Annotated in this window: 2 protein-coding genes (1 of these 2 cut by a window edge); both read right to left on the bottom strand. The window is 72.0% G+C overall.

The annotated features are described in order from the left end of the window. Positions 1–6,066, bottom strand: partial view of a non-ribosomal peptide synthase/polyketide synthase gene (locus OG978_RS26440; protein ID WP_326767594.1) — the beginning only. Its footprint begins 13,269 nt before the window's first position; only the first 6,066 of its 19,335 coding nucleotides appear in the window; it begins with the start codon at positions 6,064–6,066; the stop codon falls past the left edge of the window. After that, on the bottom strand, positions 6,063–26,330 hold the full coding sequence (locus OG978_RS26435; protein WP_326767593.1) for a non-ribosomal peptide synthase/polyketide synthase: 20,268 nt from the start codon (positions 26,328–26,330) through the stop codon (positions 6,063–6,065). Before OG978_RS26435 ends, OG978_RS26440 begins: the two co-directional genes overlap by 4 nt.

Genomic DNA, 26,330 nt, shown 5'->3' with positions numbered 1-26,330 from the left:
GTCGAGCTTCCCGTTGGGGGTCAGCGGCAGCGCGTCCAGGATCACGAAGGCGGCCGGGACCATGTGTTCGGGCAGTGCGGCGGCCGCGGCCCGGCGCAGCGCGGCGGTGTCCGGCACCTGACCGTCGGCGGGTACGGCGTAGGCCACCAGCCGGGTGCGTCCCGGGCCGTCCTGGCGTGCGAGGACGACGGCGCGGGCGATGCCGGGGTGGGCGGCCAGCACGGCCTCGATCTCACCCGGCTCGATACGGAACCCACGGACCTTGACCTGGTGATCGGTGCGCCCCAGGTACTCCAGATTCCCGTCCCCGGCCCACCGGGCCAGGTCACCGGTGCGGTACATCCGCGCACCCGCCACCAGGGCGAACGGATCGGCCACGAACCGCTCCGCACTCAGCCCAGGACGGTTCAGATAACCACGGGCCACCCCGGCCCCGGCGAGATAGAGCTCCCCCGCCACACCCGGCGCCACCGGACGCAGCCGCGCATCCAGCACATACGCACGGGTGTTGCGCACCGGGGTGCCGATGGACGCGGTGGCGGGCCAGTCGTCGGTGTCGGCGGGCAGCGTGCAGCCGGTCACCACATGGGTCTCGGTGGGCCCGTAGTGGTTGTGCAGCCGCCAGCCGCCGCGCCGGTGGGCGTCCCGGATCCGGGCGCTGAGCACCAGGGCCTCGCCGGCCTGTGCCACCTGGGTCAGCGCGGGCAGTTCGCCGTCCGGCCCGAGGGCGTCGAAGAGTGCGTCGATGACCAGGCTGGGCGCGTACAGCTCCTGCACCCGGTGGCGGTCCAGCCACTCGGCGAAGGCGGCCGGGTCGCGGCGCACCGCGTCGTCCGGCACGACCAGGCACTTGCCGTGCAGCAGTGCGGAGAGGATCTCCTGCGCCGACACATCGAAGCTGAGCGCGGTGAACTGCGCCGTCCTGGTGCCCTCGGCACCCGGGACCGCCCCGGCGTGCCAGGCCATCAGGTTGACCATGGCCGCACCGGGCATGACCACGCCCTTGGGCCGGCCGGTGGAGCCGGAGGTGTAGATGACGTAGGCGGGGTGCTCCGGCCGCAGCGGCCGGGTCCGGTCGCTGTCGCGCAGATCGGTCGCGGCGTACCCGTCGAGGCCTGGCAGCCGGTCGAGCAGTACGGGGGTGGTCGCCTCGGTGCACTCGCGCGGCAGCCGGCCGGCCGTCGCGGCCGTGGTCAGCAGCAGCGCGGGCGCCGCGTCGGTGACCATGTGGGCCAGGCGCTCGGCGGGGTAGTCCGGGTCGAGCGGCAGATAGGCGGCGCCCGCCTTGAGTACCGCGAGGAGCGCGACGATCTGGGTGGTCGAGCGCGGCACGGCGAGGGCGACCAGACTTTCGGGACCCACGCCCCGTCCGGCCAGCAGCCGGGCCAGCCGGTTGGCGTGGGCGTTGAGGTCCGCGTAGCTCAGCGCGCCGTCGTCGGCGAGCACCGCGGTGGCGTCGGGCGTGCGGGCCGCCTGTGCCTCGAAGAGGGCGGGCAGGGTGTCCGGGGCGAGCGGGCGAACGGTGTCGTTCCACTCCTCCAGCACCCGGTGGCGCTCCTCCGGGGTGAGGATCTCGATCCGGCCGATGGACCGGTCCGGGTCGCTGGTCACCCCTTCCAGCAGGCGGACCAGCCTGGCCAGCAGGGTGTCGACGGTGGCCCGGTCGTACAGGTCGGTGCTGAACTCGACGGTGCCTTCGAGCCCGCCCGCCCGGCCGTCGGGGGCCTCGGCGGACCGCTCCTGCGCGAACGCGAAGAACAGATCGAACTTGGCGACGCCGGTGCCGACCTCCATGGGGCGTGCGGTGAGGGCGGGCAGCCGCAGCTCGGCGGTCTCGTTGTTCTGGAGGGTGATCATCACCTGGAACAGCGGGTGACGGGAGAGCGAGCGGGCCGGGTTGAGGACCTCCACCAGCCGCTCGAACGGCACGTCCTGATGGGCGTACGCGGCGAGGTCGGTCTCCCGGACCTGCTCCAGGAGCCGGCGGAAGGTGGGGTCGCCGGAGGTGTCGGTGCGCAGGACCAGGGTGTTGACGAAGAAGCCGACCAGGTCCGTGGTGGCGTCGTCGGTCCGGCCGACGACGGGGCTGCCGAGCGGGATGTCGGTGCCCGCGCCGAGCCGGGTGAGCAGGGCCGCGACCGCGGCCTGGAGCACCATGAACAGGCTGACGTCGTTCTCGCGGGCCAGCGCGGTGAGCCGCTGGTGCAGTTCCGGGTCGAGGCGGAACTGCGCGGTGTCGCCGCCGAGGCCGGCCACGGCGGGCCTGGGCCGGTCGGCCGGCAGCTCCAGCTGGTCGGGGAGGTCCGCCAACGCGGTGCGCCAGAAGTCGAGTTGGCCGGAGATCAGGCTCTGCGGGTCGCTCTCGTCGCCGAGGAGTTCCCGCTGCCACAGGGTGTAGTCCGCGTACTGCACGGGCAGCGGCTGCCACTGCGGGGCCGTACCGCCGAGGCGTGCCTCGTACGCCGCCGAGAGGTCCCGGCCCAGCGGGGCGAGCGACCAGCCGTCGGTGGCGATGTGGTGGAAGAGCAGCAGCAGTACGTGGGTGTCGGGGGCAGTGCGGTACAGGGTGGCGCGCAGCGGGGTCCGGGTCGCCAGGTCGAAGCCGCGGCCCGCCTCGGCGGCCATCGCGGCCAGGAGCGCGTCCTCGGCGATGTCCACGACCGGCAGGGCGGGCCGGGCCGCGTCCGGGTCGAGGACCCGCTGGTGCGGGGTGCCGTCCTCGGCGGGGAAGAGGGTGCGGAGCGTCTCGTGGCGTTCGGTGACGTCGCCGAGCGCGGCGTGCAGGGCGCCGGTGTCCAGGTCGCCGGTGAGCCGCACGGCGAGGGGCACGGTGTACGCGCCGCCGGGGCCGTCGACCTCGTTGATGAACCAGAGCCGCCGCTGCGCGAGCGACAGGGGTATCCGCTCCGGCCGGGGCTGCGGGACGAGCGGCGGCCTGGCGGCCTCGGCACCGTCCAGCCGGGCGGCGAGGCCCGCCACGGTCGGCGTCTCGAAGAGGGCGCGCATGGGCAGTTCGACACCCAGCACTGTGCGGATCCGGCCGACCAGCCGGGTCACCAGCAGCGAGTGTCCGCCGAGGTCGAAGAAGCTCTCGTCGGTGCCGATCCGCGGTACGCCGAGCACCTCGGCGAACAGCCCGCACAACAGCTCCTCGCGGGGCCCGCGCGGGGCGCGGCCACCGGTGCCCGCGCCGAGCTCGGGGGCGGGCAGCGCGGCGCGGTCCAGCTTGCCGTTCGGGGTGCGCGGGAACTCGTCGAGGGCGACGAAGGCGGCGGGCACCATGTAGTCGGGCAGCAGCCGGGCAGCGTGGGTGCGCAGCTCCTCGGCGCGGGGTGCGGGGCGGCCCTCGGCGGGCACCGTGTAGGCGACGATCCGCCGGTCCCCGGGCCGGTCCTCGCGTACGACGGCGAGGGTACGGGCCACGTCGGGGTGGGTGGTGAGCACGGTCTCGATCTCGCCGAGCTCGATGCGGTATCCGCGCACCTTGACCTGGTCGTCGACGCGGGCGACGAAACGCAGTTGGCCGTCGGTGCCCCAGCGGGCCAGGTCGCCGGTGCGGTACATCCGGGAGCCGTCGGCGGCGAACGGGTCGGCCACGAAGCGGCTCGCGGTGAGTCCGGGCCGGTTCAGGTAGCCGCGGGTCACGTGGGTGCCGCTGATGTACACCTCGCCGGGGACGTCCGGGGCCACCGGGCGCAGGGCGCTGTCCAGGACGAGGATGCCGGTGTTCCACGACGGGCGGCCGATCGGGACGGCCGCCTCCGGGAGGTCGTCGTCGGGGCCGACCCGGAATTCCATGCACCCGACGGTCGTCTCGGTCGGGCCGTACTCGTTGACGATCGTGACACCGGGCCGTGCCGCGCGCCACAGCCGTACGGCGTCCGCGGTCAGCAACTCACCGCCGACGACGAGCTGTTCGGTCGGTGAGAACTCGGGCGGCAGTTCGGTGAGGATCGGTATGTGGCTGGGGGTGCCCTTGACCAGGGCCGGGCGCCGGGCGGGCGGCCCGTCGGGGGCTCCTTCGCGCAGTTCGACCAGGTGGGCGCAGCCGCCCGTGGTCAGCGGGACGAAGAGTCCGGTCACCGTCAGGTCGAAGGAGACCGGCGAGTGGACCAGCCAGCGTCCGTCGCCCGCGTCGTAGTGCTCCCGCGCCCAGGCCAGGTAGGCGTTGAGCGCGGCGTGGTCGACGACGACGCCCTTGGGGCGGCCGGTGGACCCGGAGGTGTAGATGACGTACACCGGGTGGCCGGTGCGCAGCGGGGCGGTGCGGTCGGCGTCGGTGGGCGCGGCGGAGGGTGCGGCCCCGCACGCGGCCACCGTCGCCGGGTCGTCGAGTACCAGCACGGGTACGTCGCCGGCGGGCACCCGGCCGGCGGTCGCCGTGGTGGCGACCAGCAGCGCGGGGGCGGCGTCGTCGAGGACGAACGCCACGCGCTCGGCGGGCTGTCCGACGTCGAGCGGGAGGTAGGCGGCGCCGGTCTTGACGACGGCGAGCACGGCGGCGACCAGGTCCACCGAGCGGTCCACGGCCACGGCGACCAGTTGCTCGGGGCCCGCGCCGCGCTCGATCAGCAGCCGGGCGAGCCGGTTCGCCCGGTCGTCGAGCTCGGCGAAGGTCAGCCCGGTGTCCTCGAACGCCACGGCGGGGGCGTCCGGGGTCCGTGCCACCTGCTCCTCGAAGAGGGCGGGCAGCGTCGCGGCCGGTACGTCGCGGCGCGGTCCGGCGCTCCGGGCCAGCGCTGTGCCGCGCTCGTCGGGCGTCAGCAGTTCCAGTTGCCCGACCGGCTGTCCGGTGTCGGCGGCGACCTGCTCGAAGAGCTGCCGCATCCGGTCGCCCAGGCGTTCCACGAGCGCCCCGTCGAGGACGTCGGGCCGGTAGTCCAGCTTGAGCAGGATGCGGGCGCCGGGTGCCACGGTCAGGCCGAGCGGGTAGTGGTTGGCGTCCCGGCCCTCGACGCCGCGGATCCGCAGTCCGCCGATGGGCGCGTTCACGGCATCCGGGTCGACCGGGTAGTTCTCGAAGACGACGGAGGTGTCGAAGAGCGCCCCGGCGCCGGTCAGTGCCTGGATCTCGGCGAGTCCGAGGTGCTGGTGCGGCATCAGCGCGGCCTGCTCGTCCTGTACCCGGGACAGCAGCCCGGACAGCGGCTCGGCCGGGTCGACGCGCAGCCGCAGCGGCAGTGTGTTGAGGAGCAGGCCGACCATGCTGCGGACGCCGTCGAGGTCGGGCGGGCGCACCGAGACGGTGGTGCCGGTGATGACGTCGGCGCGGCCGGTGAGCGAGGAGAGCAGCAGCCCCCACACGGTCTGGACGACGGTGTTCAGGGTGACGCCGTGGCGCCGGGCGACGGCGTTCAGCCGGGCGGTCAGCTCCTCGTCCAGCTCGAAGAGGAAGCGGTCGGGGCGGACCGGCGCGGCGGCGGCGTCCACGGGCGCGACCAGGGTCGGTTCGTCCACCCCGGCCAGCGCGTGGCGCCAGGCGTCCTCGGCGGCGCCCCGGTCCTGGTCCGCGAGCCAGCCGAGGTAGTCGCGGTACGGGGTGACGCGCGGCAGGGCGCTGTCGTCGCCGCGGCTCAGGTAGAGCGCGAACAGTTCGGAGAACAGCAGGGGCGTCGACCAGCCGTCGAGCAGGATGTGGTGGTTGCTGACCACGAACCGGTAGCGGCCCTCGTCGAGCCTGATCAGCAGGAAGCGGATCAGCGGGGCCTTGGCGAGGTCGAACTTCCGGGTCCGGTCGGCCTCCAGGATCCGGGCGAGCTCGCTCTCCCGGCCGTCCTGCGTGCGGTCGCTCAGATCGAACTCGTACCAGGGCAGCCTGATCTTGCGCCGGATGATCTGCACCGGTCGGTCCAGGCCCTCGTAGCGGAACGCGGCGCGCAGGTTGGCGTGGCGGCGCAGGAGCGTCTCGGCCGCGGCGCGCAGGGCCGCCGCGTCGACCTCGCCCTCGATGTCGAGGACGATCTGGACGGTGTAGACGTCAGGGGCCTGGTGGTCGTAGAGAGCGTGGAAGAGCAGCCCCTCCTGGAGCGGTGAGAGCGGCAGGATGTCCTCGATCCGTGCGTTCACCGTGCGTCCCCCCAGAATGAGTCCATGTCGTCCTCTTCATCCTCTTCGTCGTCCTCGCCGTCCACGGCCAGGACTTGATCGATCTGACTCTGCGTCAGTGATGTCAGTGCGACGTCCGACGGGGTCCACCCGCCGGCGTCGGGGTCGTCCGCGTGCGTGGCGATGGCCCCCAGGGCCCGCAGCCACGTGTCGGCGAGATCGTGGACCTCGCCCTCGGACAGCAGTCCGTCCGGCCAGGAGAGGGTCGCGGAGAGCCGGGTCCCGGTCTCGCTGTCGTGGGCCGCGGCGTTGATCTCCAGGGCGTGCGGGAGCCGGGCGTCCGGTTCGGCGTGACCGGGCAGCGCACCGGTCTCCGGCGCCGGTGCCCACTGTCCGGCGGGGGCCGAAGTCCCGAACCGGCCCAGGTAGTTGAAGCCGATCTGCGGTACGCGACCGGCGCTCAGCTCCGCCGCCGTCTCCGGGTTGAGGCGGCGCAGCAGGCCGTAGCCGATGCCATGGTCGGGGACCGCCCGCAGCTGTTCCTTGACCCTCTTGAGCGCCCGCCCGGCGGCCGGCCCCGCGGCCATCGCCTCGGCCACGTCCACCGGTCCCGGGTCCAGTCTCAGCGGGTGGCTGCTGGTGAACCAGCCGACGGTGCGGGAGAGGTCCACGCCTTCGACGATGTCCTCCCGGCCGTGGCTCTCCAGTTCCAGCAGTACGCCGGTGTCCTGGCCGCGCCCGGTGCGGCGGCGCCAGTCGGCCAGCGCCAGGGTCAGCCCGGTGAGCAGGACGTCGTTCACCCCTGCGTGGAAGGCCGCGGGCACGGTCGTCAGCAGCGGTTCGGCCTGCCCGGCGGGCAGCTCGACCGTCACCGAGCGCAGGGCGCTCACCGTGTCCTGCTCCGGGTCCACCGGGCGGCTGCCCAGTACCGGATCGGGACCGGTCAGCATCTGCTGCCAGAAGGGGAGTTCGGCGCGGCGCAGCGGCTCGTGCGCCAGCCGGGACAGATGCTGTGTCCAGCGCCGGAAGGAGGTTCCCTCCGGCGCCAGGGCGGCCGGCTCGCCCGCCGCCGCGGCCTGCCAGGCCGCGACCAGGTCGGGGACCAGGATCCGCCAGGACACGCCGTCCACCACGAGGTGGTGCAGGACGAGCAGCAGCCGGCCCGGGTCCTGCGGGCCCGCGTCGAACCAGACCGCCTGCACCATGACGCCCGCCTCGGGGTCGAGCCGGCCGCGGGCCGCTTCGCCCTCCGCCCGGATCAGCCCGGCCAGCCGCTCGCCGCTCGCACCGGCCGCGTCGCAGCGGCGTACGGCCTGCGCGGCCCGGACGGTGCCGGGGCCGGAGACCTCCAGCCGCCAGGCCTCGCCCCGGTCGAGCCGCAGGCGCAGGGCGCCGTGGTGGTCCAGCAGCGTCTGTACGGCCTCGACGAGCCGGTCCTCGCCGAGCTCCGGCGGGACGGTGAGCAGCGTCGCCTGGTTGACGCCGTCGCTCGGGCCGCCGCGTTCGCGCAACTCCTCGACGATGGGCAGGGTCACCACTTCGCCGACGGCCACGCCCTGCGGATCCCCGGCCCCGGCCCCGGCGCTCTCCTCGGCCGCCGCGGCGAGTGCCGCGACGGTCTTGTGCCGGAACACGTCCCGGGGGCTGAAGACCAGGTTGCGGGCGCGGGCCCGGCTGACCAGTTCGATGGAGACGATGCTGTCGCCGCCCAGGTCGAAGAAGCTGCTGTCCACGTCGACTTCGGGCAGTCCGAGCACTTCGGCGAAGAGTTCGGCGAGGAGCTCCTCGCGCCCGGTCCGGGGGGCCTGTCCTGCGCCGGTGGAGAGGTCCGGGGCCGGGAGCGCGCGCCGGTCCACCTTCCCGCTCGGGGTGAGCGGCAGCGCGTCCAGCACCACCACGGCGACCGGCACCATGTAGTCGGGCAGGTCCACCGCGAGCCGGTCCCGCAGTACGCCGGGGTCGGGCCGCTCGCCAGAGGCGGGGGCGGGCACGGCGTAGGCGACCAGCTGGTGCACACCGGGCCGGTCCTCGCGCACGACGGCGGCGGCCTGGACGATGCCCGGCTGCCCGGACAGCGCCGACTCGACCTCGCCGAGCTCGATGCGGAATCCGCGGATCTTCACCTGGTCGTCGGTCCGGCCGAGGTACTCCAGCTCGCCGTCGCGCCAGCGCACCAGGTCTCCGGTGCGGTACATCCGGGTTCCGGGCGGGCCGTAGGGGTCCGCCACGAACCGTCCTGCCGTGAGCCCCGGCGCGTGCACATAGCCGCGGGCCAGCGCGGGCCCGGCCAGGTGGAGTTCACCGGGAACTCCCGGCAGGACCGGGCGCAGCCGCTCGTCGAGCACGCGGGCGGTGGTGCCCGGTACGGGGCGGCCGATGGCCGGGCGGCCGGGACCGATCCGGGTGACGACGGAGTCGACGGCGCACTCGGTGGGCCCGTACAGGTTGAACGCGGCCAGGCCGGGAGTCCCGGCGAGCTGCCGCCACAGGGGCTCGGGCACCGCTTCGGCGCCCAGGGCGAGCGCCCGCAGCCGGTGCACGCCGTCCAGCAGACCGCGGGCCACGAGCTGTGCGGCGTACGACGGTGTGGTGCTGAGTGCGTCGATGCGCCGCTCGGTGACGTACCGGAGCAGCGCGTCCGGGTCCGAACGGGTCGCGTCGTCCAGGATGTGCAGCTCGTGCCCGTCGAAGAGCCACAGCAGCTGGTCCACGGAGGCGTCGAAGGAGAACGAGGCGAAGTGCGCGGTACGCAGTCGCGCGCCGTCGGACGCCGGTCCGTAGACGCGTCGGCTCATGCTCCGGAACAGTCCCGCCATGGAGGCGTGGCTCACCACGACGCCCTTGGGGCGGCCGGTGGAGCCGGAGGTGTGGATCACGTACGCGGGTGAGTCCGGGGCCGCCTGGGCCTTTGTCGCGTGCACGGGAGCGGTGGCCGGCTCGGCGGTCGGCTCGGTGGCCAGCTCGTCCAGGTCGAGGATCTCCCCGTCGGGCATGTCCACCCCGGGCAGCCCTCCGGCGCCGGTGAGGACCAGGGCCGGCCGGGTGCGGCCGAGCATGTACGTCAGCCGGCCGGCCGGGTACGACGGGTCGAGCGGCACATAGCCGCCGCCCGCCTTGAGCACCGCGAGGACGGCCGTCACCATCACCGCGGACCGGGGCAGGGCCAGCCCCACCAAGGACTCGGCACCGATTCCGCGCCCGGCGAGCAGCCGGGCCAGCCGGTCGGCGCGGGCGTCGAGCTCGGCGAAGGTGAGGGTGGCGTCCGCCGCGACGACGGCCGTGGCCTCGGGGGTCCGGGCCGCCTGGGCCTCGAACAGCGCGGCGGGCATCGCGTCCGCCCGGGGTTCCTGTCCGCGCCCCGGGCCCCAGTCGTCCAGCACCCGTTCGAGTTCGCCCGGCTCGGCGATGGCGAGGTCACCGATGCGGCGGCCGGGGCCGGCCACGGCGGATTCCAGCAGCCGGACGAGGCGGCCCGCGATCAGCTCGGCCGTCTCCGGGTCGAACAGGTCGACGGCGTACTCGATCGCGCCGGTGATGCCATCCGGGGCGCCGTCGGCGGTCTGCCGCTCCTCCAGGTTGACCGACAGGTCGAACTTGGCTGCGTCCAGACCGACTTGGAGCGGTGCGACATCGAGGCCGGGCAGCGTCAGCTCGGTCGCCTCCGCGTTCTGGAACGACAGCATCACCTGGAACAGCGGGTGCCGGGCCAGCGAACGCGTCGGGTTGAGGACCTCCACCAGCCGCTCGAAGGGGACGTCCTGGTGGGCGTACGCGGCGAGGTCGGCCTCCCGGACCCGGTCCAGGAGTTCACTGAAGGACGGGTCGCCGGAGGTATCGGTGCGCAGGACCAGCGTGTTGACGAAGAAGCCGACCAGCTCGTCGAGCGCCTCGTCGGTCCGGCCCGCGATCAGCGACCCGACCGGGATGTCGGTGCCCGCGCCCAGCCGGGTGAGCAGGGCGGCAACCCCCGCCTGCATCACCATGAAGAGGCTGACGTCGGCCTCCCTGGCCAGCGCGACCAGCCCCCGGTGCAGAGCGGCGGGGACCTGCACGGCGGCGGTTCCACCACGGCGGCTCGGCAGCGTCGGGCGCGACCGGTCGACGGGCAGTGCGATCTCGTCCGGCAGTTCGGCCAGCGCCTCGCGCCAGTAGGCGAGTTGACGGGCGAGCGAGCTGTCGGGCTCGGTCTCGTCGCCGAGCACGTCGCGCTGCCACAGGGTGTAGTCCGCGTACTGCACCGGCAGCGGCGGCCGGCCGGGGGCGGCACCGGTCAGCCGGGCCGTGTAGGCGGCCGAAAGATCCCGGGCCAGCGGGGCCAGGGACCAGCCGTCGGCCGCGATGTGATGCAGCACGACGAGCAGCACGTGATCCTGCTCGCCCATCCCGAACACCCTTGCCCGCAGGGGCAGTTCGCGGCCGAGGTCGAACGCGGTGTTGGCCGCTGCGGCCAGTTCGGCGGGCAGCTCCTGTTCGGTGAGCGGCCGGACCGGCAGCTCCGGCACCATGGGCGGCAGAACCTGCTGCCGTGGCTGGCCGTTCTCGTCGGGGAAGACGGTACGCAGGGCCTCGTGCCGTGCCAGGACGTCGCCGAGGGCGAGGCGGAGCGCCTCCACGTCGAGCGTCCCGGAGAGCCGGACGGCCATGGGCACGTTGTACGCGGCCGAGTTCTCCTCGAACCGGTTGAGGAACCAGAGCCGGCGCTGGGCGAAGGAGAGCGGTACGGTCTCGGGCCGGACAGCCGGTGCGAGGGCCTTTCGGGCGGAAGCCGCACCGTCCAGGACCCGGTCCAGAGCAGCCACCGTCGGGTTCTCGAACAACGCCCGGATCGGCAACTCCACACCCAGCACCGAACGCACCCGACTCACCAGACGCGTCGCCAACAACGAATGACCACCCAGATCGAAGAACCCGTCCTCGACCCCCACCCCCTCCAACCCCAACACCTCACCGAACAGACCGCACAGAATCTCCTCCCGCGCACCCCTCGGCCCACGACCGCCCACCACCAACTCCGGCACAGGCAAAGCCCGACGATCCAACTTCCCATGCACCGTCAACGGCAACGCATCCATCACCACGAACGCCGACGGCACCATGTAATCCGGCAACCGCGAAGCGGCCTCCCCACGAAGCACCCCCACATCCACACCCACACCCTCAGGCACCACATACGCAACCAACTGCGCACCCCGCACCCCACCCTCACGCACCACCACAGCCGCCTGAGCAACCCCCACACACCCAGCAACCACAGCCGAAACCTCACCAGGCTCCACCCGGAAACCCCGGATCTTCACCTGATCATCAGCACGACCGACAAACTCCACCTGCCCATCCACCAACAACCGCACCACATCACCCGTGCGATACATCCGCCCACCCACACCACCGAACGGATCCGCCACAAACCTCGAAGCCGTCAGACCGGCACGCCCCACATACCCCCGGGCCAACCCCGCACCCGACACATACAGCTCTCCCGCCACCCCGGGAGCCACCAGCCCCAGCGACGCGTCCAGCACATACACCCGCGTGTTCCACACCGCCCGACCGATCGGCGGAGTGGAAGTGGACTCGCCGGTCAGCGGTTCGGTCATGGTCGTCGCGACGGTCATCTCGGTGGGCCCGTAGGCGTTGACGACCTGGCGGCCGCCCCTGGCCCAGCGCGCCACCAGCTCGGCCGAACAGGCCTCGCCGCCCGTGACGACGCAGCGCAACGTGTCCAGACCGGTGTCCGGGATCGTGGCCAGTACGGGTGCGGCCAGCTGGATGTGGGTCACGCCGTGGGTGGAGATGGCCTCGGCCAGCTGGTCACCCACGATGTGCCGCTGCGGATCGGCGAGCACCAGCGTGGCACCGGCCAGCAGCGCCATCACCATGTCGGCCACCGACGGGTCGAAGGTGGTGGACACGGCCTGCAGGACCCGGCTGTCGGCGTCGATGCCGAGCCGGTCGATGTGCACCGCCGCGAGGTTCCCGATGCTGGCGTGCGTGATCAGCACGCCCTTGGGCAGTCCGGTCGAGCCCGAGGTGTAGATGACGTACGCCGGGTGTTCCGCCCGGAGCGGAGCCGTACGCTCGGCATCGGTCGGATCGGTGGCATCGAAGGCGGCGGAGAGCCGCTCCCCCTCGGCGACCGACAGCACGAGGTACGGCGCGTCGCCCGTGTCGGCTTCGGCGTGGATGCGGGCATCGGCGTCGGCGGTGAGCACCAGTACGGGCTTCGCGTCGCTCAGCACGTAGTCGATGCGCTGCGCGGGCTGGCCCGGGTCGACCGGCAGGTAGCCGGCCCCGGCCTTGGTCACCGCGAGGAGGGCGACGAGCCATTCCACGGAGCGGGGCACGGCCACCGCGACCAGGGTTTCGGGGCCTGCCCCCTTGGCGATCAGCAGCCGCGCCAGGCGGTTGGCGCGTGCGTTGAGCTCCGCGTAGCTGAGCTCCCCACGGGTGGGCTCCTGGCCTGCGGCGACGACCGCTGTGGCTTCGGGGGTACGGGCCGCCTGGGCCTCGAAGAGGGCCGGCAGGGTGCCCGCGGGCAGTGCATGGTCGGTGTCGTTCCAGCGGTGCAGCACGGTGTCGCGCTCATCCGTGGACAGCACGTCGAACGCGCCGATACGGGTGTCCGGTGCCGCCGCCGCGGAGGCCAGCCAGCGCCCGAACCGGTCCATCAGGCCGCGCACGGTGCCGTGGTCGAACCGGTCGGAGCTGTAGTGCGCCAGCCCCTGGAGCCCGCCGGGCCCGCCGTCCTCGTCCTGGCGCTCGACGAGCTCGATGCCGAGGTCGAACTTGGCGTCGGCCGGGGCGGGCGGAAGCGGGGTGACGTCGAGGCCGGGCAGCCGCAGCGTGCCGTCGGGGGTGTTCTGCAGGGCGAGCATCACCTGGAACAGCGGGTGCCGGGCCAGCGAGCGGGCCGGGTTGAGGACCTCCACCAGCCGCTCGAAGGGGACGTCCTGGTGGGCGTAGGCCGCCAGATCGGTGTCCCGCACCCGGTCCAGGAGTTCGCGGAAGGTCGGGTCGCCGGAGGTGTCGGTACGCAGCACCAGCGTATTGATGAAGAAGCCGATCAGGTCGTCGAGCGCTTCGTCGGTCCGGCCGGCGACCGGGGTGCCGAGCGGGATGTCGGTGCCCGCGCCGAGCCGGGTGAGCAGGGCGGCCAGCCCGGCCTGGAGCACCATGAAGAGGCTGACGTCGGCCTGCCTGGCCAGTGCGGCCAGTTCGCCGTGCAGTGCCGCGTCGAAGCCGAACTCCACCGAGCCGCCACGGTAGCCGGGCAGTTGGGGGCGGGGCCGGTCGGCGGGCAGCTCGATCTCGTCGGGCAGCTCGGCCAACGCCTCGTACCAGTAGCTCAATTGGCGGGCGATCGGGCTGTCGGGCTCGGTCTCGTCACCGAGCACGTCGCGCTGCCACAGGGTGTAGTCCGCGTACTGCACGGGCAGCGGTTCCCACTCCGGAACACCGCCCGCCAGCCGGGCCGTGTAGGCGGCCGACAGGTCCCGGGCCAGCGGGGCCAGGGACCAGCCGTCGGCCGCGATGTGATGCAGCACGACGAGCAGCACGTGGTCCTGCTCGCCGATCCGCAGGACCCGCGCCCGCAGCGGGGGGTCGATCGCGAGGTCGACGGGCAGCGCGGCGAAGTCCTGTACGGCGGCGCCGATTTCGGACTCGTCCACGTCGACGATGCCGAGGCCGGGCTCCCAGAAGTCGAGGACCTGCTGATGCGGGATGCCGTCGTCGTCGGGGAAGACGGTGCGCAGCGCCTCGTGCCGCGCCACGATGTCGCCCAGGGCGAGGCGCAGGGCCTCCACGTCGAGCGTCCCGGAGAGCCGGACCGCCAGGGAGACGCTGCCGCCCGCTCCTTCGAAGCGCTCCAGGAACCAGAGCCGGCGCTGGCCGAAGGAGAGCGGTACGGTCTCGGGCCGGACAGCCGGTGCGAGGGCCTTTCGGGCGGAAGCCGCACCGTCCAGGACCCGGTCCAGAGCAGCCACCGTCGGGTTCTCGAACAACGCCCGGATCGGCAACTCCACACCCAGCACCGAACGCACCCGACTCACCAGACGCGTCGCCAACAACGAATGACCACCCAGATCGAAGAACCCGTCCTCGACCCCCACCCCCTCCAACCCCAACACCTCACCGAACAGACCGCACAGAATCTCCTCCCGCGCACCCCTCGGCCCACGACCGCCCACCACCAACTCCGGCACAGGCAAAGCCCGACGATCCAACTTCCCATGCACCGTCAACGGCAACGCATCCATCACCACGAACGCCGACGGCACCATGTAATCCGGCAACCGCGAAGCGGCCTCCCCACGAAGCACCCCCACATCCACACCCACACCCTCAGGCACCACATACGCAACCAACTGCGCACCCCGCACCCCACCCTCACGCACCACCACAGCCGCCTGAGCAACCCCCACACACCCAGCAACCACAGCCGAAACCTCACCAGGCTCCACCCGGAAACCCCGGATCTTCACCTGATCATCAGCACGACCGACAAACTCCACCTGCCCATCCACCAACAACCGCACCACATCACCCGTGCGATACATCCGCCCACCCACACCACCGAACGGATCCGCCACAAACCTCGAAGCCGTCAGACCGGCACGCCCCAGATACCCCCGGGCCAGTCCGGGGCCGGCGATGTAGAGCTCTCCCGGCACCCCGGGAGCCACCAGCCCCAGCGACGCGTCCAGCACATACACCCGCGTGTTCCACACCGCCCGGCCGATCGGCGGCACGGCCGGGGAGCCGGCGGCGGTGAGGGGGGCGCTCATGGTGGCGCAGACGGTGGTCTCCGTCGGGCCGTAGGCGTTGATCATCCGGCGGTCGCGCGACCACCTCTCGACGAGCGCCGGGGAGCAGGCCTCGCCCGCGACGGTCAGCACCATGTCCGGGGGCAGGCCGTCCTCGTCCAGCGCGGCGAGCGCGGCGGGCGGGATGGTCGCGTGGGTGACGCGCTGCCGGACGGTCAGCTCGGTGAGGGCCGGTCCGGGCAGCAGCCGTTCGGCCGGGGCCAGCACGAGGGTCGATCCGGACAGCAGGGCCAGGCAGAGCTCGGAGAAGGCCGCGTCGAAGCTGGGCGAGGCGAACTGCAGGACTCGGCTGCCCTCATGGACCGCGAACCGCTCGATCTGGCTGCCCGCGAGGTTGGCCACGCCGCGGTGGGTGACCATCACGCCCTTGGGGTTACCGGTCGAGCCGGAGGTGTAGATGACGTACGCCGGGCTGTCCACCGTCAGCGGGGCGAGCCGGTGCGCGTCGGTGGGGCTGTGGCCGGGACGGTCGGGGGCGATGTCGCCACCGAGGACCAGTGCGGCCGTGCCCGTGCCGACCTCCGGCAGCTTGCGGGCGGTGTCCCGGTCGACGAGCAGCAGCGCGGGCCGGGCGTCGTCGATCACGTACGCGATCCGCTCGGCCGGGTACTCCGGGTCGATGGGCAGGAAGGCGCCGCCCGCCTTCGTCACGGCGAGGACGGCCACCACCTGGTCGATGGAGCGGGGCAGCAGCAGCCCGACGACGGACTCGGGGCCGATGTTGCGGGCGATGAGCAGGTGGGCGAGGTGATTGGCCCGCTCGTCGAGTTCGGCGTAGGTGAGCTCGGCCGAGGGCCCCTCCGTCTCGTCGTACACCACGGCCGTGGTGTCCGGCGTACGTGCCGCCTGCGCCTCGAACAGCTCGGGGAAGGTGGCGAACCGCAGGTCACGGGTGGTGCTGTCCCACTCGGTCCGGAGGCGCTCGACCTCGTCCGGGGTGATGACGCCGATCCGGCCGACCGGCCGATCGGGCTCGGTCACGATCAGTTCGAGCAGACCGCGCAGCCGTGCGCCGAGCAGGTCGGCCTCGGCGGCGGTGAACGCGTCCGGCCGGTGGTCGAAGCGCAGCTCCAGTTGGTCACCGGGGACGACGGCCAGCGAGAGCGGGTAGTGCGCGGCGTCCCGGACCCGGGCGTCGACGGCGCGGAGCCCGGTGCCGGGCAGGTCGAGAACGCCCGGATCCAGCGGGTAGTTCTCGAAGACCAGGAGGGTGTCGAAGAGTTCGCCGAGTCCGGTCGACGAGGTGATCTCGGCGAGACCGAGGTGCTGGTGCTCCATCAGGTCGGCCTGCTCGTTCTGCAGCCGCGCGAGGAGGGCCGCCAGCGACTCGGCCGGGTCCAGGACGAGACGTACGGGCAGGGTGTTGCTGAACAGGCCGACCATGTCCTCGGCCCCCGGCAGATCGGCGGGCCGGCCGGACACGGTGGCGCCGAACACGACGTCGTCGCGGCCGGTGAGCCGTGCGAGCAGCAGGGCCCACGAGGCCTGAAGGAGCGTGTTCACGGTGAGCCCCCGGGACCTGGCCCAGGTGTGCAGGGTGCCGGTGAGGCTCTCGGACAGCCGGACGGAGTGCCGCTCCGGCGCCGTCGGCAGATCCCCGGTGCGGGCGGGCGCGAGCAGGGTGGGCTCGTCGAGTCCGGCGAGCGCCTTGCGCCAGGTTTCGGCGGCGGCGGTGCGGTCCTGCCGGGAGAGCCAGTCGAGGTGGTCGCGGAACTGCGGGGGCTCGGGCAGGGCGGAGCCGTCGCCCCGGTGTGCGTACAGCTCGAAGAGTTCGCGTACGGCGATGGGGACCGACCAACCGTCCCAGAGCAGGTGGTGGTTGGTCAGCACGAGCCGGTGGTGGCGGTCGCCGAGCCGGAGTGCGGTGAACCGCAGGAGGGGCGGGGCGGCCGGGTCGAAGCGGCGGGCCCGGTCCTCGTCGAGGATGCGGGTGGCCTCCGCCTCGCGGTCGGCCTCGTCGAACACGGTCAGGTCGACGTCCTGCCACGGCACGTCGGCGGAAGCGGGGATCACCTGCACCGGCCGGCCGGATTCCTGGTGGACGAAGGCCGCCCGCAGATTGGGACGACGGTCCAGCAGGGTCTGTGCCGCCGAGCGCATGGCTGCGCTGTCGAACTCGCCCTCCAGGTCGAAGACGAGCTGAATGGCGTAGAGATCGGGCGAACCGGACTCACTCCCGTAGACGGTGTGGAAGTGGAGTCCTTCCTGGAGGGGCGAGAGCGGGAGTACGTCGGTCAGTCCCGGATACGTGGCCTCCAGAGCCTCGATCTCGTCCTGCGTGACGTCCACGAGGGGGACGTCGGAGGGCGACAGCCCGCCCGCACCGGGCTCCTGCGCGTGCTCGACGAGCGATTCCAGGACCCGCACCCATTCACGGGCCAGACCCTCCACCTCCCCCTCACCGAACAGCCCGCCCGGCCACGCCCACACCGCCGACAGCACCGAACCCCCCGCACCGTCGAGCGTCAGCGCATTGACCTCCAACGCATGCGGCATCCGCATCGACGGATCCACCCCACCACCAATACCCCCGGCCTCACCCACCGGAGACCAGTCACCACCACCCGCAGCGAACCGCCCCAGATAGTTGAACCCCACCTGCGGCTCCGGCAACCCCGCCAGCACCTCACCCGCACCCGGACTCAGATACCGCAACAACCCAAAGCCCATCCCCCGGTCCGGCAGCCCCCGCAACACCTCCTTCACACGCTTGACCGCACCACCCACACCCACCCCGTCCACATCCAGACGAACCGGATACCGGCTCGTGAACCACCCCACCGTCCGCGACAGATCCAGACCGTCCACCACCTGCTCACGCCCATGCCCCTCCAGATCCACCAACAACCCGCCGCCACCCGAACCACCACGCCCCGCACGCCACCGCGACACCGCCACACCCAGCCCGGCGAGCAGCACCTCCTCCACACCCGCACGCAACACACCCGGCACCCACGTCAACAACGCCGACGTCACACCAGCCGGCACCTCCACCGACACCGAACACGCCGAACCCGCAACATCCACCACCGGATCCAACACACGCGACGACAACAGAACATCGCCACCGGACAACATCCCCTCCCACAGCGGGAGTTCGTTCTCGCATCGGGTCACCAGCTCAGGCAGAAGCCCCGCCCACGCACGGTAGGACGTCCCCACCGCCTCCAGCACCGGCACCTCCCCCGCCACCACCGAACGCCACGCAGCCTCCAGATCAGGCAGGATCACCCGCCACGACACCCCGTCCACCACCAAGTGATGCACCACCAACAACAACCGGCCCGCACGCTCCTCACCCGCGTCGAACCACACCACCTGCACCATCACACCCCGCTCAGGCGCCAACCGCCCCCGAGCCGCATCCGCCTCCACCCGCACCAACTCAGACAACACACCCGGATCACCACCCGACACATCCACCCGACGCACACACCCACCAGCAGAAACCGAACCCACCGGCCCCACCACAAGACCCCAACCACCATCACCAGCCGACACACTCAACTTCATCCGCAACGCATCGTGATGATCCACAACCGCCTGAACCGCACCCACCAAAGCCCCAGCACCCAAAACACCCGGAACCGACACCAACACCGACTGATGGAAACCACCCACCCCCGACCCCAACCCACGCAACCAATGCACGATCGGAGCCGACACCACCTCACCCACACCACCACCGGGTGCTTCGGTCACCGTGGCCACCGGGGCGTCGCCCTGCTCGTCCAGGGCGGCGGCGATGGCCTCCACGGTCCTGAGCCGGAAGACGTCGCGGGGGCGAACCGACAGTCCTGCCCGTCGCGCCCGGCCGGCCACCTGAATCGACATGATGCTGTCGCCGCCGAGGTCGAAGAAACTGTCGTCAGCCCCGACCTCGTCCAGCCCCAGCACATCCGCGAACAGCCCGCACAACACCACCTCACGCACCGAACGCGGAGCCCTCCCCCGCACCACCCCACCGAAATCAGGCGCAGGCAACGCCCGACGATCCAACTTCCCGTTCGGACTCAACGGCAACGCATCCAACGACACGAACGCCACCGGCACCATGTACTCCGGCAACCGCTCCCCCACAAACCCGCGAAGCACGCCACCATCCACCGGCACACCATCCACCGGCACCACATACGCCACGATCTGCCGCGAACCCGGCTGATCCTCACGCACCACCACAGCCACCCGGCCCACACCCGGATGCCCCACCAACACCGACTCGATCTCACCCAGCTCAATACGGAAACCACGCACCTTCACCTGGTCATCCGCACGACCCAAATACTCCAACTCACCACCCACAGACCACCGCACCACATCACCCGTGCGATACATCCGCCCACCCACACCACCGAACGGATCCGCCACGAACCGACCCGCCGACAACCCCGCCCGACCCAAATACCCCCGGGCCAGTCCGGGACCGGCGATGTAGAGCTCTCCCGACACCCCCGGGAGCACGGGGCGCAGGCCGCCGTCGAGGACGTACACCTGGCGGTTGGTGATCGGCCGGCCGATCGGCGGGACGCCATCCGTGGTCCCGTCCCCGGAGAACCAGGCCGTCGAGTAGACGGTCGCCTCCGTCGGGCCGTAGATGTTGGCGACCTCGGTGCCCGGCATGGCCCGCCGGATGTCCTGCATCAGCCGGGCCGGCAGGGCCTCGCCCGCCAGTACCACCAGGTCCGCGCGGGCCGCGAGGCCGCCATGGGTCAGGAGCTGGTCGAAGGCGGACGGTACGGCGCTGATGAGGGTGCCCGACCAGGTGTCGTACGGCGCCTCGGTGAGCGCGAGCACATCGCGCACGACCTCGACGGAGCCGCCCGACAGGAGTGGCCCGAAGATCTCGAAGACCGATACGTCGAAGTTGAGCGAGGTGGCGAACAGAACCCTCGACAGCCGCTCGCGCCCGATCCCGGCGCCCGCCCAGGCCGCGAAGCCGACCACGCTCTCGTGGCTGACGACCACGCCCTTGGGACGGCCCGTGGAGCCGGAGGTGTAGATGACGTAGGCAGGATTGGCGGGCCGTAGCGGCCGGACCCGGTCGGCGTCCGTGGGGGCGGATGCGGGCAGGGGGCGCAGTTCGGCGGTGACGTCCTCGGTGTCCAGGAGGAGTCGCGGTGTGCCGGTGTCCGGCAGGCCGGCGGCCACCTCGGACGTGGTCAGGACCAGCACCGGAGCCGCGTCCTCCAGCAGGAACGCGATCCGCTCCGCCGGATACCCCGGATCGACCGGCAGATACGCGGCCCCCGACTTGAGCACCGCGAGGACGGCGACGAGCAGGTCGGCCGAGCGGGTCAGGGCGATGGCGACGAACTGCTCGGGGGCCGCGCCCCGTCCGATGAGCAGCCGGGCCAGTCGGCTGGACCGCTCGTCCAGCTCGGCGTAGGACAGTTCGGTGCCCTGGAACGTCACCGCGACGGCATCGGGGGTGCGTGCGGCCTGCTGCTGGAACGCGTCGGCCAGGGTGCCCGCGGGGACGGGGGCGGTGGTGTCGTTCCAGTCGACGAGGATGCGCTCGCGCTCCGGTGCCGGGAGCAGGTCGATACGGCCGACCGGCTGTGCCGGGTCGTCGACGACGGCGTCGAGCACGGAGATCAGCCCGGCCAGTACGCGTTCGGCGCGGTCCCGGTCGATGACACCGGGCCGGTAGCCGAGGCGCAGTTGCAGCCGGTCGCCGGGGACGGCGATCAGGGTGAGCGGGTAGTGGGTGGTGTCGCCGCCGTCGACGCCGGTGACACGCAGCCGGCCGTCGGAGCTGCCCAGGTCGAGTGCGTCGATCGGGTAGTTCTCGAACACCGCGATGGAGTCGAAGAGTTCGCCGTGTCCGGCGAGGCGCTGCACGTCGGCGAGGCGGACGTGCTGGTGCGGCATCAGCCGGGCCTGCTCGTCCTGCACGGCTTCGAAGAGGCCGGACAGGCTGTCGGCGGGGCGCACCCGTACCCGTACGGGCAGGGTGTTGATGAACAGGCCGACCATGTCCTCGATGCCGGGAAGGTCGGCCGGGCGGCCGGAGACGGTGGCGCCGAAGACCACGTCCTGGCGGCCGGTGAGCCGCCCGAGCACCAGGCCCCAGCAGCCCTGCACCACCGTGTTGAGCGTGATGCCCAATGCGCGGGCCCGCGCGCTCACGGCCTCGGTCCGCTCCGTGGAGAGCTCGATCCGGATCTGCTCGGGTGCGGCGGTGTCCGCGTCGCCACGGGCGGGCGCGAGCAGCGTGGGCTCGTCGAGTCCGGCGAGCGCCTCGCGCCAGGCTTCCTCGGCGGCGGCACGGTCCTGCCGGGAGAGCCAGCCGAGGTGGTCGCGGAAGGGGGTGACGCGGGGCAGGGCGGTGGTGTCGGACCCGTCCGCGTACAGCGTGAAGAGTTCGCGTACCAGCACGGCCGTCGACCAGCCGTCCAGCAGCAGGTGGTCGTAGGTGAGGACGAGCCGGTGGTGGCGGTCGGCGAGGCGTAGTGCGGTGAACCGCAGGAGGGGCGGGGCGGCCGGGTCGAAGCGGCGGGCCCGGTCCTCGTCGAGGGTCCGGGCGACGGCGGCGTCACGCCGCTCGGGCTCCAGGCCGGCGAAGTCCCGTTCCGACCAGGGCAGGGGGACGTCGGCGGCGATCACCTGGACGGGGGCGTCGAGCCCCTCGTGGACGAAGGCCGCACGCAGCCCGGCGTGCCGGTCCAGAAGGGTTTCGGCGGCACGGCGCATGGCCGGGCCGTCGAAGTCGCCTTCGAGGTCGAGCACGATCTGAACGGTGTACGCGTCCGAGCTCGCGTCCTCGTCGAGGGCGTGGAAGTGGAGTCCTTCCTGGAGGGGCGAGAGCGGGAGTACGTCGGTCAGTCCCGGATACGTGGCCTCCAGAGCCTCGATCTCGTCCTGCGTGACGTCCACCAGCGGAACGTCCGACGGAGTCAGACCACCCGCACCGGGCTCCTGCGCATGCTCGACGAGCGATTCCAGGACCCGCACCCATTCACGGGCCAGACCCTCCACCTCCCCCTCACCGAACAGCCCGCCCGGCCACGCCCACACCGCCGACAGCACCGAACCCCCCGCACCGTCGAGCGTCAGCGCATTGACCTCCAACGCATGCGGCATCCGCATCGACGGATCCACCCCACCACCAATACCCCCGGCCTCACCCACCGGAGACCAGTCACCACCACCCGCAGCGAACCGCCCCAGATAGTTGAACCCCACCTGCGGCTCCGGCAACCCCGCCAGCACCTCACCCGCACCCGGACTCAGATACCGCAACAACCCAAAGCCCATCCCCCGGTCCGGCAGCCCCCGCAACACCTCCTTCACACGCTTGACCGCACCACCCACACCCACCCCGTCCACATCCAGACGAACCGGATACCGGCTCGTGAACCACCCCACCGTCCGCGACAGATCCAGACCGTCCACCACCTGCTCACGCCCATGCCCCTCCAGATCCACCAACAACCCGCCGCCACCCGAACCACCACGCCCCGCACGCCACCGCGACACCGCCACACCCAGCCCGGCGAGCAGCACCTCCTCCACACCCGCACGCAACACACCCGGCACCCACGTCAACAACGCCGACGTCACACCAGCCGGCACCTCCACCGACACCGAACACGCCGAACCCGCAACATCCACCACCGGATCCAACACACGCGACGACAACAGAACATCGCCACCGGACAACATCCCCTCCCACAGCGGGAGTTCGTTCTCGCATCGGGTCACCAGCTCAGGCAGAAGCCCCGCCCACGCACGGTAGGACGTCCCCACCGCCTCCAGCACCGGCACCTCCCCCGCCACCACCGAACGCCACGCAGCCTCCAGATCAGGCAGGATCACCCGCCACGACACCCCGTCCACCACCAAGTGATGCACCACCAACAACAACCGGCCCGCACGCTCCTCACCCGCGTCGAACCACACCACCTGCACCATCACACCCCGCTCAGGCGCCAACCGCCCCCGAGCCGCATCCGCCTCCACCCGCACCAACTCAGACAACACACCCGGATCACCACCCGACACATCCACCCGACGCACACACCCACCAGCAGAAACCGAACCCACCGGCCCCACCACAAGACCCCAACCACCATCACCAGCCGACACACTCAACTTCATCCGCAACGCATCGTGATGATCCACAACCGCCTGAACCGCACCCACCAAAGCCCCAGCACCCAAAACACCCGGAACCGACACCAACACCGACTGATGGAAACCACCCACCCCCGACCCCAACCCACGCAACCAATGCACGATCGGAGCCGACACCACCTCACCCACACCACCACCGGGCTCGGCACCCCAGATGCTCTCGCCCCGGTCGTCCTCCTGCGCGGCCTCGGCGAGCGCTTCGACGGTCTTGAGCCGGAAGACATCGCGCGTGGTCAGGACGAGGCCCGCGGTGCGGGCGCGGCTGACGAGCTGGATGGACATGATGCTGTCGCCGCCGAGGTCGAAGAAACTGTCGTCAGCCCCGACCTCGTCCAGCCCCAGCACATCCGCGAACAGCCCGCACAACACCACCTCACGCACCGAACGCGGAGCCCTCCCCCGCACCACCCCACCGAAATCAGGCGCAGGCAACGCCCGACGATCCAACTTCCCGTTCGGACTCAACGGCAACGCATCCAACGACACGAACGCCACCGGCACCATGTACTCCGGCAACCGCTCCCCCACAAACCCGCGAAGCACGCCACCATCCACCGGCACACCATCCACCGGCACCACATACGCCACGATCTGCCGCGAACCCGGCTGATCCTCACGCACCACCACAGCCACCCGACCCACACCCGGATGCCCCACCAACACCGACTCGATCTCACCCAGCTCAATACGGAAACCACGCACCTTCACCTGGTCATCCGCACGACCCAAATACTCCAACTCACCACCCACAGACCACCGCACCACATCACCCGTGCGATACATCCGCCCACCCACACCACCGAACGGATCCGCCACGAACCGACCCGCCGACAACCCCGCCCGACCCAAATACCCCCGGGCGAGCTGCACTCCGGCGAGATAGAGCTCTCCCGGCGCACCCGGGGGCACCGGTCGCAGCGCCGAGTCCAGGACGTACACCCGGGTGTTCCACACGGGCCGGCCGATCGGCACCGCCGGGGTCTTGTCCTCGGGGCCGCAGGCCCACCAGGTCACGTCGACCGAGGCCTCGGTCGGGCCGTACAGGTTGTGCAGTCCGATGTCCGACGGGCCGTCGAAGGTGGCGTAGAACCGGTCCCGCAACGTGGCGGGCAGGGCTTCGCCGCTGCAGATCACCCGGCGCAGGCCCGTGCATCGGGCGGCTGCGGGCTCGGCCAGGAAGGCCTGGAGCATGGAGGGGACGAAGTGGGTGGTGGTGATGGCCTGTTCGCGGATGAGCTCGGCCAGGTAGACCGGGTCCTTGTGGCCCTCGGGGCGGGCGACGACCAGGGTCGCGCCGGTGATGAGCGGCCAGAAGAACTCCCACACGGAGACGTCGAAGCCGGACGGCGTCTTCTGCAGGACGCGGTCATCGGCGGTGAGCCGGTAGTGGTCCTGCATCCACAGGAGGCGGTTGACGATGCCCTCGTGCGGGACGATCGCGCCCTTGGGACGGCCCGTGGAGCCGGAGGTGTAGATGACGTACGCGGGGTTGGCGGGCGCGGCGACGGGCAGGGTGGTGCCGCTGTCCGGACCGTGCCCGGCCAGGAGCCCGGCCGTGCCGGCGTCGTCGAGGAGCAGGTGCGGTGTGCCGGTGTCCGGCAGGCCGGCGGCCACCTCGGACGTGGTCAGGACCAGCACCGGAGCCGCGTCCTCCAGCAGGAACGCGATCCGCTCCGCCGGGTAACCCGGATCGACCGGCAGATACGCGGCCCCCGACTTGAGCACCGCGAGCAGGGCGATCACCAGCTCGGCGGATCGCGGTACGGCGACGGCGACGAACCGCTCGGGTCCGACGCCCCGGGTCACGAGCAGCCGGGCCAGGCGGCCGGCCCGCTCGTCCAGCTCGGCGTAGGACAGTTCGGCGCAGGACAGCTCGGTGCCCTCGAAGACCAGCGCCGTGGCGTCGGGCGTGCGCTGCGCCTGGGCGGTGAGCAGCGCGGTCAGGGTGGTCGGCGGCACCGGGTGCGCGGTGTCGTTCCACGCTTCCAGCACCTGGTGGCGTTCCGCGGCGTCCAGGAGGTCGATCCCGCCGACGGGGTGGTCGGGGCCGGAGGCGGCGAGGGCCTCGGTGAACCGGATGAAGCGGTGCAGATGCGCGTCGGTCTCGTCGGGGGTGTAGAGCTCGGGGTTGGCGTCGAGGTCGATCTGCAGGCCCTTGCCGTCGCCGCGGTCGTAGACGACGACGGCCATGTCGTCGGCGGGTCCGACGGAGAGGTTGTGGACGACGGCGGGGTGCCCGGCGAACCGGAGGTCGTAGTCGAACATCATGATGTTGACCTGCGGGCCGACGAGCTTCTGGTCGTCGGCGAGCAGGTTGAGGTCGCGGCGCAGGTCCTCGTAGCGGTAGCGCTGGTGCTTGAGGTCGGACCGCATCGCGGCGGAGGTGTGGCGCAGCAGCTCGCCGACGGACATGTCTCGTTGCGGGGCCAGGCGCAGCGGCAGGACGTTGGAGACCATGCCGGGCACCGAGCGGGCCGCGCGGCCGAGCCGGGTGGTGACGGGGAGCCCGAGCACCACCTCGTCGGTCCCGGTGCAGCGCTGGAGGTAGGCGGCGAAGGCGGCGGCCAGGACCGGCGGCCAGGGCACCTCGGCCGCGCGGGCGAGCTCGCGCAGGGCGTCGGCCGTGGCGGGGTCCAGGTGGGCGGTGCGGCGTACCAGGCGCCGGGCGGTGCCGGGCCTGCCGCCGGACGGACCGGCCGGGCCGGGGGCACCGGCGAGCCGGTCCGTCCAGTAGGCGCGGTCCTGGGTGAACCGCTCGGAGGCGCGGTAGGCCAGGTCGGCGTCGACGAGGGTGCTCAGCGGGGCGAAGGGGGAGGCGCCGGCTTCGGTGCCCGCGGCGAGCGCGGTGTAGACCTCGGCGACGCGCCGGGCCACGAGTGCCACGGTGAATCCGTCGACGGCGCTGTGGTGGTAGGCGTGCAGCCACAGGAACCGGTCGTCGGCGAGCCGGAAGAGTTCGAAGTCGAAGAGGTGGTCGTGCCGGATGTCCTTGGGGGTGGCGAGCAGGTCCCGCATCCGCAGTTCGGCCGCCGCGCGCGGGTCGGGTTCGGCGGAGACGTCCGTGACGGGCAGGGTCCAGTCGACGGCCGGGGCGATCCGCTGGCGGGGGCCGTCCTGGGTGTCCACGAATCGCACCCGGAGGCACTCCGCCTCGGCCAGCACCCGGTGCAGCGCGGTCTCGAACAGCGGGACGTCGACCTGGCCGCAGATCTCCAGGTATTCGCCCGCGTTGTAGATGACGTTGGCCGGGTCGAGCTCCTGCGCGAACCAGATGCCGGACTGGGCAGCGGTCAGGGGCAGGAGAAGGTCCTGGACGTCGGACAA

Source organism: Streptomyces sp. NBC_01591, from assembly GCF_035918155.1.
In the GTDB taxonomy this organism is placed as follows: Bacteria; Actinomycetota; Actinomycetes; order Streptomycetales; family Streptomycetaceae; genus Streptomyces.
The sequence above is the reverse complement of the archived record's forward strand: the minus strand, read 5'-3'. Positions and strand labels throughout refer to the sequence as shown.